Source organism: Lysobacter rhizosphaerae (assembly GCF_054779795.1).
The window spans coordinates 61866-74937 of record NZ_BAAGXO010000009.1; the positions used below are offsets into that span (position 1 = coordinate 61866).

Annotated in this window: 9 protein-coding genes and 1 tRNA gene; 3 read left to right on the forward strand and 7 right to left on the reverse strand. The window is 66.0% G+C overall.

The annotated features are described in order from the left end of the window. Positions 1-2: 2 nt before the first annotated feature. The 3 genes from ACYVGE_RS13405 to rnd all read right to left on the reverse strand — a co-directional run bounded on the left by ACYVGE_RS13405 (position 3) and on the right by rnd (position 4300). A complete protein-coding gene (locus ACYVGE_RS13405) occupies positions 3-2525 on the reverse strand; it encodes an ATP-binding protein (RefSeq protein ID WP_460730636.1) in 2523 nt (840 codons plus the stop codon). 559 nt (positions 2526-3084) lie between these two features. Then, positions 3085-3160 (reverse strand) — tRNA-Ala (locus ACYVGE_RS13410). 39 nt (positions 3161-3199) lie between these two features. Further along, positions 3200-4300, reverse strand: coding sequence for a ribonuclease D (gene rnd / locus ACYVGE_RS13415; protein ID WP_460730637.1), 1101 nt, complete (start codon positions 4298-4300; stop codon positions 3200-3202). Between the two features lie 167 nt (positions 4301-4467). Here rnd and ACYVGE_RS13420 point away from each other — a divergent pair, with 167 nt between their 5' ends. Together ACYVGE_RS13420 and ACYVGE_RS13425 are read left to right on the forward strand one after the other, a co-directional pair. Then, positions 4468-6309: a formylglycine-generating enzyme family protein gene (locus ACYVGE_RS13420; RefSeq protein WP_460730638.1), complete on the forward strand. Its 1842-nt coding sequence runs from the start codon at positions 4468-4470 to the stop codon at positions 6307-6309. Between the two features lie 80 nt (positions 6310-6389). After that, a complete protein-coding gene (locus ACYVGE_RS13425) occupies positions 6390-7319 on the forward strand; it encodes a M48 family metallopeptidase (RefSeq protein WP_460730639.1) in 930 nt (309 codons plus the stop codon). 66 nt (positions 7320-7385) lie between these two features. Here the strand turns inward: ACYVGE_RS13425 and phaR are convergent, their stop codons facing one another. The 3 genes from phaR to gluQRS form a co-directional block, all read right to left on the reverse strand. Then, a complete protein-coding gene (gene phaR / locus ACYVGE_RS13430) occupies positions 7386-7883 on the reverse strand; it encodes a polyhydroxyalkanoate synthesis repressor PhaR (protein ID WP_460730640.1) in 498 nt (165 codons plus the stop codon). A gap of 206 nt (positions 7884-8089) precedes the next feature. Continuing rightward, positions 8090-8830: an acetoacetyl-CoA reductase gene (phbB, locus tag ACYVGE_RS13435; protein WP_310053059.1), complete on the reverse strand. Its 741-nt coding sequence runs from the start codon at positions 8828-8830 to the stop codon at positions 8090-8092. A 43-nt stretch (positions 8831-8873) separates the two neighbouring features. After that, on the reverse strand, positions 8874-9791 hold the full coding sequence (gluQRS, locus tag ACYVGE_RS13440) for a tRNA glutamyl-Q(34) synthetase GluQRS (RefSeq protein WP_460730641.1): 918 nt from the start codon (positions 9789-9791) through the stop codon (positions 8874-8876). Between the two features lie 117 nt (positions 9792-9908). Here gluQRS and htpX point away from each other — a divergent pair, with 117 nt between their 5' ends. Continuing rightward, the gene (gene htpX / locus ACYVGE_RS13445) at positions 9909-10787 is read left to right on the forward strand and encodes a protease HtpX (protein ID WP_460730642.1); all 879 of its coding nucleotides are present in this window, start codon (positions 9909-9911) and stop codon (positions 10785-10787) included. An 89-nt stretch (positions 10788-10876) separates the two neighbouring features. Here htpX and ACYVGE_RS13450 read toward each other — a convergent pair whose 3' ends face one another. Then, on the reverse strand, positions 10877-12961 hold the full coding sequence (locus ACYVGE_RS13450) for a GGDEF/EAL domain-containing response regulator (RefSeq protein WP_460730643.1): 2085 nt from the start codon (positions 12959-12961) through the stop codon (positions 10877-10879). Positions 12962-13072: the final 111 nt, after the last annotated feature.

A 13072-nucleotide genomic window follows, 5' to 3' on the forward strand; every position in this document is an offset into this window, starting at 1 on the left:
CCTCACGCGGCCAGGTCGTTGGCGTGGAACAGTTCGATTTCGTCGAGATCGCGGGCCGCTCCGTTCTCGCCGAGCTTCAGCAGCTCTGCACGGGTGGCAGCGAAGATGTGCCGCATCTCGATCGCGCACTTCTCCCGCGCCGCGGCAAAGGCCGCGCGCAGCGTGATCTGCCGGATGTTGCCGCCCGTGAGTTCGATCTGACGAGCCAGGAGCGAGAAGTCCACGCCTGCCCCGACAGGGGCCGTCCCGGGCAAGCACTGCTTCCAGATGGCCTCGCGTGCCCGTGCATCGGGTTTGGGGAACTCGATGACGAAGCGAATGCGTCGCAGGAATGCCGGGTCGAGGTTCTGCCTGAAGTTGGTGGTCAGTATGGCGAGGCCGGAATAGCTTTCCATCCGTTGCAGCAGGTAGGCGACCTCGAGGTTGGCATAGCGGTCGTGGGCATCCTTCTGTTCGCCCCGCTTTCCAATGGCCGATTCGGCCTCCTGGATGGCGAGGACGGCATTGGCGCGTTCGGCCTCGGAGAACACGAGGTCTAGGTTCTTCTCGGTTTCCCCGATGTACTTGCTCACCACGCGGGAGAGGTCGACGGCGAAGACCTCCGTGCGAAGTTCGCGCGCAATCGCCTGTGACGCCATGGTCTTGCCGGTGCCGCTGGGGCCCGAGAACAGCGCGACCACGCCGCGGCCGTAGGGCAGTTGCTTGGCGAAGCCCCATTGGCCCAACACGGTGGGCGCGTTCATCACGTTGCCGACGATCTCCATCAGCTCGGCGCGCTGCTCGGGCGGGAGGATGACCTGGTCCAGCGAGAAGCTCGGGGAAAGTCGATTGGCGAGACTCCCCAGGCGCGGGCTGGAAATGCGCCGGCACGCCCCCGCGATCAGCTCGTAGTGATCGTTCTGCGGCTTTGACCGGGCATCGCCAAGGACCAGCAGACCGACTGCGTCTTCGATCGCGTCCAGCGGCATGGGGAAGGCAAGGGCGATCCGCTGACACTCTTCCGGCGAAAGCGACATCCCGGCCTTCCTGGCGGCGGCGTCATAGATCCCGGGTAGCTCGATCGCGGGGGCGAATGGCTGGGGTGTGGCGATGGCGCCGATGTCCAGCGAGCCGACGTGGCACTCGACGTCGCCTGATATCAGCACTGCAGGCAGCGGAAGGATGGCGAAGGCTTCAGCCAGGTGAGGGAGCAGCGCTCGGCGATTCTCGTCGGCAGGCTCGTCTGCCAGATCGACGATGGGCGTCATGCCAAGCAGGTGGGCGGTGCGCGCGAGGCGAGCCGCGACTTCATGCTGATCGGATTGCGGGAGCGAGAGCAGGCCGGATGTCCGGCACCGCAGGAGCCGCGTTCCGCCGTCGCGGGCGGCAAGTTCGCAGCGAGCGCGCCACTGGTCGACATTCGTCCCCGGAAGCACGATCCATTTCTTCTCTGTCAGGAAGCGCCTGGAGAGGTCGCGGATCGGGAAGGGAGAGTCCTTGCCAGCCAGCAGTGACGCGCCGGCGAACGGCTCCGTGCGGACGTAAGGGCGGATAGCCGGATCGTCGAGCAGTGCGGACGTGCTGCCCAGCAGCCAGGAGGTCAAGTGCGGTGCCAGCCGTACCAGGTCATCGGCCTGCGGCGGCGATGCTCCGCCATCCAGCAGCCGCCACCGGGCCAGATTGCCGGCCTGCTCGATGTCCTGGCGAGTCTCGATGGGATTCCCCACGATCGCGCAGGCAAGGGCGAGCGTCGGAGACTTGCGGCCAAGGTCGTCGTTCAGTAACCCGAAGACGATCTGGAAGTTGATGTCGATCTCGGGGGCGAGAGCGAGAAGCACCAGCTTGAACTCGGCGTCGGTCAGGCCGAGTCGATGATGGAGGCGGGCAAGAGGCTCGTTGCTTTCGCGGCCATCCTTGCGCAGCGTCGTGAGGAGGTTTGCGAATGCTCGCTGGACCTCCTCGCAAGTCACGTCGACGGCTGGCGCGCGAAGGATGCCTTCCAGCGAATCCGGACTGCGTGCATGGCCGGGGACGTCGAGGTCGGACCTGGGCAGCCGTTGCCAGTACGCCAGCAGTGCCTGCCGTATCCATTCGGCCGTCGCCTGCAGGACCCTGTCATGTGCGGGCAAGACCTCTACGAGTCGGCACGATCCGCATGCCTCCTCATCCTGGACGAGCTGGTATTCGAGAAGCCGAGGCTGTTCGCGGCGCCGCCCGCGTGAAAGTGCGATCAGCGTGTCGATCAGCTGCTGGGCACTCTCCTGTTTGAGCCTCACGTTGACCGTATCGGAGCCGATCCTGATGCCGTAAACGACGAGCTCAGCGTGTTGTTCGACGATCTCCTCCATCAATCCTGCGGCGAAATCCCCGACCGCAATCAGCGCATCGGCATTCTCGACGAAGGCGGCAAGCCGGTTGGCCGGATTTGTATGGGGGAGTTGTCCTGTCGCGACTAGGCGCAGTTCGGAAGACGCCCTGATCTCACCCTCGATGAGCTCGGCAAGCACATCGTCGCGCGACCTCGCGATTGCAACCCGGACCACCACGTGTCAGTCCCTGCATCGAGTGTTGCCCGCAGTATGAGTGGGGCGTCTCCAGAGGGTGATCCTGCGCGGTGGCTCATGGATGGCTCGTTCGGGATTGCTCGGGTTCCTCGATCTTCGATGGATCCTTCGTGTGGGCCCGAGGGTCCCATCTCTCGATCCTGGGATGTAAGCGCGGCATTAGCCCGATGGGCATGGGCACGGGGCGTCAGCGTGCGGCCCACACAAGGTGCATTGAATTACCGGACCTGCTCCCAACGACCGGCCGTGCGGTTTTTTGCCAACCACTTCGAGATCCGGGTTGCCTCCCTCCGCCGAGGGGATGCCTGCGAGAACTCGTCGCGCGCGCAACGCTTATTTGCGGCCGCGTCAAGTCACGAATGACTCGCCCGAACGCCAAGGCCCAAGAAGCTTCGTGGCCTTTTTACCGCCGCCCCGCGAGTTCTATGTGGCAACCCCTTCTGCACTTAGCGATAGAGCGGTCAGGGCCGGCGCCGCGCTGTTACCGTGCAGTTACGAAAAAGCCGGCACTAGGCCGGCTTCTCGTAAGTCATTGATTTAATGGTGGAGCGGAGGAGGATCGAACTCCCGACCTTCGCATTGCGAACGCGACGCTCTCCCAGCTGAGCTACCGCCCCACGTAGGGTCGAAAGTCTACCGACCGCAACAGGGAGGCGCTAGTCCTGCGCGGCGAGCAGGGGCGCGAGGCTGGGTTCGAGGGCTTCCCGGCGCCAGCCAGCGAGGGCGCTGGGCCATTTGCCATCGTCGAGCAGCGCCTGCAGCCACCGCCGCGAGGCTAGTACTCCGTCGGGCAGTCCGAGCTCGGCGCTGCGCTTGCTCACCGCATCCTGCAGCTTCTTCAGCCGTTGCTTGTCCCGTGTTTCGCCCGCGCTGGCATCGGGGGCGTCGGCTTCATCCGGCAGCGGCGTGCCCAGTGCACGCCAGATGGCGTCGCCGAGTTTGCGCGGGGCCTTGGGATGCGCATCGAGTTGCGCCTGCAGCCCCTCACGGTCCGGTGGCGGGGTGCGGGCGATCGCCACGGCGAGCTCATTGTCGAGGATCCAGGTCCGCGGACGGTCGTTCTCGCGAGCGTAGGCATCGCGCCAGCGCAGCAGGCGCACCAGGCGGCGCTGCATGTCGGCATCGAGGAACTGCGCACTGCGTATCGACAGGTGCGGCCAGCGCTCGGGTCCTTCGTTCTCGGCGTTCGCCACGGTGCGGATCGCGTCTTCGAACAGCCATTCGCGACGGTTCAGCTGCGCCAGCATGCCGTCGAGCACGTCGTGCATCGCGTCAAGGTGACGGACATCGTCGGCGGCATAGTCCAGTTGCGAAGGCGAGAGCGGGCGGCGCAGCCAGTCGGAACGGGTTTCGCCCTTGGCCAGCGTCACGCCTGTGAGCTGTTCGACGAGTTTCTGGTAGCCGACGCCGGCGCCAATGCCGGCAAGGGCGGCGGCCTGTTGCGTGTCGAACAGGGGCTTGGGCACCACGTTGCAGGCATGCTTGAAGGCAACGAGGTCCTCGCTCGGACTGTGCATCACCTTCAGGATGGATTCGTTGGCGAGGATCGGCGCCAGTGCCGCCGTCATGCCGGGCACCAGCGGATCGATCAGCAGCACGGTCGGTTCGCCGGACGCATTGTCGAGCGCGATCTGCACCAGGGCCAACTGCGGCCAGTAGGTCCGCTCGCGGATGAATTCGGTGTCGAGGCCGATGCGTGCGGGGACGTGGGTGAAATGCGCCTGAAGCGCAGAGGGGTCGGAAATCCAGACGTGCATGGATCGGAGGATAGGGCAGGTTGCCGCGGCGGGCGACAATAGCCTACTTTCGTCCCCGGTAACGCCAAGGATCCCCACGGCGTTTCCGTCCTTGCTGTTCCACACCGTCCGCGTCGCACGCCAGGGAGTTGCGTGGCTTGAATCCGAATTGGCGGCCCCTTCGACGTATGGCCTGGTCCCTGGGCCTGGGCCTCGCGCTGACGTGCGCAGCCGGTTGTGGCCGCAGGCAGGCGGAGGCGGAGAAGGCCAGCGCGCCCGAGCCGCTGGTCACCATCGGGCAGGACCAGTCGGTGTCGCCGGTACCCGCATGGCGGGCGCCGGCAATAGCGGTGACGGATGCGAACGCGACAGCGCTGCGCAAGCAGGCCGCGGCGGCGCTCAAGGCCGGGCACCTGTACGGCGGCGAGCAGGAGGCCGAAGCGGCGATCCCTCTCTATCTGGCCCTGCAGCAGTACTCGCCCCGGAACGAGCGCATCCGCGACGGCGTGCGTGAATCCCTGCTCGCATTGCTCGACGAAGGTCGCAAGGCACTGAATGCCATCGACTACGACGCGCAGGAACTGCGCCATGCGCACGAAGTCGGGGCGGTGGCGCGCGTGGTGGCGCCGGCGGACCCGCGGGTTGAAGCTTTCCTCGACCGGCTCGACCGCGCCGACGAGGCCGCACAGGCGAACCGGCTCGGCGAGGTAGCGCTCAATGCCGAACACATTGGCGAGAACAACGAAGCGAACGGTGCGATCGCCTACTTCCGCGAGGCCCTGCGGGAACGACCCGGCGACAGCCGGGCGGCGCAGGGACTTGCCGCTGCCGAAAGTGCGCTGATCCGCCGCGCCGAAGCCGCGGCTGACCGGGACGACTACGACGGCGCGAACTCATGGCTGGCCAAGGCAGCCAGGGTGCGTCCGGGCTTCGTCACCATCAGGGATGCGCGCGAACGCATCGCGATGCAGCGTGCCACGCGTGTGAACGCATTGCGCGACGAAGGCATCGCGCAGCTCGCCACGCCGACCGCCCCTGGCCTGCGCCGCGCGCGGGAAACGCTGGCGCAGCTGTTGCGGATCGCCGCGACGGGCGATCCCGCCGTCCTGGAGTTGCGCACGCGCATCGAAACCGCCGCCCATTACGGCTTGTTCCGGGCAGGGCAGGCGTTCACCGATGCGCTGTCGAACGGTGGCCGCGGCCCGCAGATGGTGGTCGTCCCGCACGGTGCCTTCCGCATGGGAGCGCTGGAAGGCGAAGCCGATTCCAGCGATGCCGAGAGGCCCGTCCGCAACATCCGTTTCGATCGCGGCATCGCCATGGCGCGTACGGAGGTCACCGTCGGCGAGTTCCGCCGCTTCGTCAATGCAACCAGGTATCGCGCGCGCGCGACGCGACGGGGATATTCGACGATCTACGACGAGCGCAGCGGTAATTTCGTCCGCGCCGGCAACGTCGACTGGCAGTCGGACTACGTGGGCCGCCCGGCCAGCGACAACATGCCCGTAGTGAACGTGAGCGTCGGCGACGCCACGCGCTATGCAGAGTGGCTCTCCGAGCAGACCGGCCAGCGTTACCGGCTGCCCAGCGAGGCGGAATTCGAATACGTGCTGCGCGAGGGCGGGCAGTCGCGCTTTCCCTGGGGCGATGGCGCGCCGCCGGCCCAATCCGGCAATTTCACCGGAGGCAACGACGTCTCGCCCTCGGGGCGGCGTTGGAGCAACGCGTTCCCCGGCTATGGTGACGGCGCCTGGGGCCCGGCGCCGGTGGGAAGCTACCAGCCCAACCGATGGGGCGTGCATGACCTTGCGGGCAACGTCAGCGAATGGGTCGACGACTGCTGGCACGGCAATTTCCGCCGGGCGCCCCGCGATGGCCGGCCTTGGGTGAACCCGGGGTGCCGGAACCAGACGGTGCGGGGCGGGTCCTGGGCGAGTTCGCCCGCGCACACGCGCTCGGCCGCGCGGCAGGGCACAGACATCAACAACACAAGCGCGCGCGTAGGGTTCCGCGTGGTGCGGGAAATCTGACAGGTCTGCTTGGGGCGCGATGGCCGGCCCGGATCGCCCCGGACAGCAGCCGCCATCTCGATGGCATCACGGAGGGCACGATGAGAGTTGATCCCTTGGGTAACCAGCAGGCGCCGCAGCGTCGCGGATTTGGCATGGGCGGCATGCGCTGGTTGATCCTGCTCCTGTTCGCCGGCTACGCGGCATGGTCCTGGTTCGGCAGCGCGAAAACCGATCCGTACACCGGCGAAACCGCGCACTACGGCGCCTCGCCGGAAGAGGAGGTCGAACTTGGCGCGCAGGCCTACCAGCAGGTGCAAAGCGACGCCTCGGCACAGGGGGCGCTGTTGCCGGCCAATAGCCAGGTAAGCCAGCAGATCCGCGAGATCGCCAGTCGCCTGGTCAATCGCGTGCCGCAGGTGACCGCCGATCTCGCCGCGATGAACCAACAGCAGGCACCCACGGATTACCAGAACTTCCAGTGGGACGTCAGCGTCATCCAGTCGGAAGAGGCCAACGCGTTCTGCCTGCCGGGCGGGAAGATGGCGGTGTACACCGGACTCATTCCGATCGCAGAGAACCAGAATGGGATGGCAGTCGTGATGGGCCACGAAATCGCCCATGCGCTGTTGCGCCACGGGTCCCAGCGCATGGCGCAGCAGAAGCTGGTGCAGATGGGGCAGATGGCGGCCGGTATGGCGCTGGGCGGCATGGATCCGCAGCAGCAGCAGGCAGTGATGGCGGCGCTCGGAGCCGGCGCGCAATACGGTTTCATCCTTCCCTATGGCCGCAATCACGAGACGCAGGCCGACAAGGTCGGGCTGATGCTCGCCGCGGCGGCCTGCTACGACCCGCGTGAGGCGATCCCGTTGTGGGAACGCATGTCGCAACTGGGTGGTGGTGAGCGCCCGCCGGAATTCGCATCGACGCACCCGGATCCGGCCAACCGCATCCAGACACTGCAGGCGCTGATGCCGACGGCGCTGGAGTTCTATTCGAAGTACTGCCCGGGCCAGCCGCCGCTGAAATGAGGCGGAGGGCAGGCACAAAAAAAGCCGGGGGTTACCCGGCTTTTTTGTTGCGGCGGGGAGGTCCCGTCAACGCTTGGTATCGGCCTTCGGCTTCGATGTCGGATTCGCGCCCATGCTGCCAGGCCCGATGTTGCCGGACATGTTCTGCTGGAATTCCTTCCACATGGCCATGTTGCGCTCGGTGAGCTGGTTCATCATCGCCCACGGCGTCTGGCCGAGCAGGCCGCCGATCTGGGCGCGGAACTGCTGCTGCTGGTCGAGGAAGACCTGCATCGACCGTTCCAGGTAGTTGCCCATGAAGCCCTGCAGCGAATCGCCGTAGAAACGGATGATCTGGCTGAGCAGCTGCGTGGAGAGCACCGGTTCGCCGTCGGACTCGTGCTCCGCGATGATCTGCAGCAGCACCTGCCGGGTGAGGTCATCGCCGGACTTGGCATCGCGCACCTCGAAATCCTCGCCGTCGACGATGAGCTGCCGCACATCCTCGATGGTGATGTAGCTGGAGATCTCGGTGTCGTAGAGACGACGGTTGGGATACTTCTTGATGATGCGGATCGAACTCATCGAGCGCCGACTCTAAATCGTGGTGCTGCGCAGCATGGCTCAGGGGCGGTTGCCTTGCAACTCGCCCCGGTCATGTGCCGTCGGTCACGGCCAGGTTGGCTGAATCTGGCGGAAGCAGCGCGGTTTTGTGCGCAGCAAAGCGCTGTCCGCAGGGCCGCTTACCAGCCCGGGCTGCTACCAACCCGGGCTGCTGCCAACCCGGGCTGTTACCAACCCATGTACTGACCGCCGTTTGCGGACAGGTTGGCGCCGGTGATCCAGCCGGCCTCGTCGGGAATGAAAAAAGCCACCGCGTAGGCAATTTCCTCGGGCGAGCCAAGGCGGCCCGTCGGGATCTGCGTGATGATCTTGTTGCGGACCTCCTCCGGCACGGCCATGACCATGTCGGTGGCGATGTAGCCCGGGCACACGGTGTTCACGGTGATCCCGAACTTCGCATTCTCCTGTGCCAGCGAAATCGTGAAGCCGTGCATGCCGGCCTTGGCGGCAGCGTAGTTCGCCTGGCCGTATTGGCCTTTCTGGCCATTGATCGAGCTGATCTGCACGACGCGACCCCACTTCCGCTCACGCATGCCCTCGATCACCGGGCGGGTGACGTTGAAGCACGAGTTGAGGTTGGTGCAGATGACGTCGTTCCACTGCTCCGGGGTCATGCGGTGGAAGGTGGTGTCGCGGGTGATGCCGGCGTTGTTGACCAGGATGTCGACGGGGCCGAGCTGGCGCTCGATGTCGCGGACCATCGCTTCGGCATCCGCGGCGGTCGAGACGTCGCCGGGCGCGATCGCGACCTCGAAGCCCTCGGCGCGCATCTGCGCCTGCCACGCCTTCGCCTTTTCCTCGTTGCGGTAATTGGTGGCGACCTTGTGGCCCATGCCGGCCAGGCGCTTGACGATCGAGGTGCCGATGCCGCCGGTACCGCCCGTGACGAGTGCGATGCGAGATTGCATTTGTTCTCTCCATGAAAACTGCGAAAGGAAGCCCGAAGGCATTCTATGGAGCAAATATGAAACCTGTGTTGTGCGCTGCGGCGAGCATGATCGCGCCGGTGCGCGGAATGCGGGCGGGGTCGAAGCCGGGTTGCGCACGTGCCAGGAACGAGGCGACGCCGTCGGTCCCGGCGATGGCGTCCGGGGACTGTCCGAGTGCGCGCCACGCCGCTTTCAGTGCCGGTAGCGGGTCGGCCGCGTCGACGGGAAGGGCTGCATCGGACTTGGACAGCTTACGCCCGTTGGCGTCCACGACCAGCGGAAGGTGTGCGTAGCGCGGCGTCGGCAGGCCCAGCGCGCGCTGGAGCAGGATCTGTCGCGGCGTGGAATCCAGCAGGTCGGCGCCACGCACGATATCGGTGATGTCCTGCGCGGCGTCGTCGACCACGACGGCGAGCTGGTACGCCCAGTAGCCTTCGGTGCGTCGGAGGACGAAGTCGCCGACCTCGCGCGAGACGTCCTGCTGTTGGGGGCCCTGCATGTCGTCGTCGAAGGCGATGACGGTCCCGTCGGGGACACGCAGGCGGATGGCGGGGTCGGCCCGCCGCGATTTCGCGACGCATTGCCGGTGCACGCCGCCGCTGGCGGCCAGGTCGCTGCGGCTGCAGTGGCATTCGAAGGCTCGGCCGTCGTCCAGGAGGCGCTGCAGGGCAGCTTGGTACAGGGCGCTGCGCGCGCTCTGGCGGACGATGGCTTCGTCGGAATGCAGTCCGAAGGCGACCAGGGCATCCAGTTGCCGTTGCGATGCCCCTGCCACCTCGCGTGGCGGGTCGATGTCTTCCACGCGGACCAGCCAGGTTCCCTGCGCATGCCGTGCCAGCAGCCAGCTTCCGAGCGCGGCCAGCAGCGAGCCGAAATGCAGGTCGCCGGTGGGCGAGGGGGCGAAGCGGCCACGATAGGGGGCGATAGCGGAAAGAGGCATGGTGCTGTTGGCTGGGTTTATGGCAGCTTGCGCAAAGCATTCGGCTTGAATTTTCATCGAGCCTGCCACATCTTCGGTCCGAAACCATCAGCCGCCGGTTGCGCGAAAGGTCCCCCAATGTTCAAGCGTGTCGCCCTGTTCCTCGCCACCAATCTGGCCGTCCTGGTCCTGCTGGGCATCGTGATGTCGGTGCTGCAGAAGTTCGGCTTCCGGCTGGGCAACCAGGGACAGCTGATGGTGATGGCCGCGATCTTCGGTTTCGGCGGCTCGTTCATTTCGCTGCTGATATCCAAGTGGATGGCCAAGCGCAGCACCGGTGCGCACGTGATCGAGCAGCCGCGCAACGAGCTGGAGCAGTGGCTGGTCACGACGGTCCATCGCCAGGCCGAGCGCGCAGGCATCGGCAAGCCGGAAGTCGCCATTTACGACGCCCCGGAAATCAATGCCTTCGCCACCGGCGCCAACCGCAACAATGCCCTGGTCGCCGTGTCCACGGGCCTGCTGCGTTCGATGAGCCGCGACGAAGCCGAAGCCGTGCTTGGCCACGAGGTCACCCACGTTGCCAACGGCGACATGGTGACCATGGCGCTCATCCAGGGCGTACTGAATACATTCGTGATCGTGCTCTCGCGCGTGGTCGGTCGCGTGATCGACGGCTTCATCAGCGGCAACCGTGAAAGCAGTGGCGGCGGCATCGGCTACTTCATCACGGTGTTCGTGCTGGACATCGTGTTCGGCCTGTTCGCCAGCATGATCGCGATGGCCTTCTCGCGCCATCGCGAGTTCCGTGCCGATGCCGGTGGTGCGGACCTTGCCGGTCGCGACAAGATGGTCGCCGCGCTGCGCCGCCTGTCGCAGAACCACGGCCAGAGTTCGCTGCCCAGCCAGATCCAGGCCTTCGGCATCAGCGGCGCGGTCGGCCATGGCATGCGCCGCCTGATGATGAGCCATCCGCCGCTGGAAGAACGTATTGCGGCGCTGCAGCGCTCGATGTAACGCTCTGCCATGCAACAAAAAGCCCGCCGATTGGCGGGCTTTTTTGTTGGCGCATCGTTGCGGCGATCAGGGCATCAGCCGAAAGGGCATCAGCCGAACTCGTAATCCATTTCCGGCCCCGCCGGTGCGAGGAAGTGCCCCTGCGCGTAGTCGATTCCGGCGCCGAACAACGTGGACATGCTGCCAGCGTCCTGCACGTATTCGGCGATGGTCTGCTTGCCCAGTTCCTGCGCCTTGGACGCGAACTCGCGGATACGCTGCTGCAGCTCGGGGGTGCTGGCCAGGTCCTTCATGAAGGAGCGGTCGATTTTGATGAAGCTGGCGTCGAAATGGGTGAGCATCTGGAACGGGTTGAGACCGATGCCGAACTGTTCCAGGCCCACGCGGACGCCAAACTCCGCCACGCCAGCCTGGAACTGCTGGGCGGCACGCAGGTTCGTGAAGACCTTGGATTCGGGGATCTGCAGCACGAGCAGGCGGCCATCGACGCCATGGATCTTGAGCTGTTCGCCGATGTACGCGAGCAGGCTGTCATCCTGCAGCGAAGCCTGCGTGATCTTCACCATGAGGCGGGTGCGGCGGTTGATGCGCTGGCGGTCGGCAATCAGCCGGATCGAGCGGCCGACGACCCAGCGATCGATGTCGCCCAGCAGCCCATGCTCCTCCGCGATCGGCAGGAACGTGAGCGGCTGCACCAGCCCGCCGTCTTCGCCACGCAGGCGCAGCAGCGTTTCGTACATCTCGTCCGGCGCGCCGTGCAGGGGTACCAGTGGCTGGAAATGGATGACGAACTGGTCGGTCGCGATGGCTTCGCGAAGGCGCGCGACCCATGCGGCGACCCGCTCGAGTTCCGCGCGGTCGGTTGCGCTGGGATCGTGCAGTTCGGAACGGTTGCCGCCCACGCCAATCGTGGATTGCAATCCCTGGCTGGCCTTGCCCAGGATCGCGGCGACGTTGGCGATCTTTTCACCGACCTGCACGCCGCCGATGCTGAGCGTGATGTTCAGCGAATGGTCGCGCGCCTCGATGACGGTATCGGCGAAGGCAGCGCGCAGGGATTCGGCGAGCCTGGAGGTCTGCGCATAGTCGCTGTTGTGCGTGAGCACGGCGAACTGGTGCTCGCCGAAGCGCGCGACGATGTCGTTCGCGCCGACGGTGGAGCGCAGGCGCTCCGCCACCGCGGCAACCAGGTCGTCCGCCGCGTCGAGGCCGAGGTCCTGCAACAGGCGCGCGTAATGATCGGGCTCGATCAGCAGCAGGCCGTGCGAGGTCGCCTTGGCTGCGGTTTCCGCCACCGCGTCCTCGAGTGCGCGCAGGAAGGTGGGGCGGTTGAACAGGCCGGTGACCTGGTCGAGCTGGCGCAGGCGTTCGAGTTCCGCCGCCGCCTGGGGGTCGAAGACCTCTTCCTGCTTGCGCAGCACCACCTGCAGGCAGCTTTCACCTTCGTAGGTGGCCTGGGTGAACTCCATGACGGCCGGGAAGTGGGTGCCGGTGATGGTGACGGCTTCCGTTTCGTAGCGCGGCGGCGGAGCTTCGCCCTTGGACAGCTGCTTCAGCAGTTTCTTGAATTCATCGACCTTCTTGGAAGCGACCAGGTCGAGCAGCGACATGCCCTCGATGTCCTCGAAGGAGTCGAAGCCGAACATTTCCAGGTAGGCCGCATTCGCGCGGATGTGCATGCCTTCATGGATGTAGGCGATGGGGTCGCGCGAGGAATCGATCAGCGCGTCGCAGCGGCGCTCGATCTCGCGCATCTGCGCGTCGAGGCGGCGATAGGAGCGGCGCGCTTCCAGGTCGACCCATTCCGCGCGCAGCACGTGCAGGACATGGTCCATGTGCTCGCGCAGCACCACCCGGCGTGCGCCCATGGCCATCATCTTCAACAGCGCGGTCTCGTCCAGGCTGCTGACGAGCACCAGCACGGGCAGGTCCTTGCCACTGGCATCGACCTTCTCCATCACCTTGGCGAGAGTCACGCCGCCGGCGTTCTGCGCGGCCAGCACCAGGTCCTGCGGCTGGGACTCGATCAGCGACTGGAGTTCGTCCTCGGTTTCCGGCCGCGACGGGCGTACCGCGATGCCCGCGTTGCGCAGCCCGCTGACAATGGCCTCGGCGGCTTCGACGCTATCGTCGACGATCAGCAGTCGCAGAGCCATGTCTTTGCCGAATTGCATCCCCAAACCCTCCGTTCGCGACGGCCTTCCGGCTTCCCGCTTAGGTTCCCCGTGATCCGGGTTTATGACATGAAGGCGCGGCTGGAGTCCACGTACCTTGGCCACGGGTGT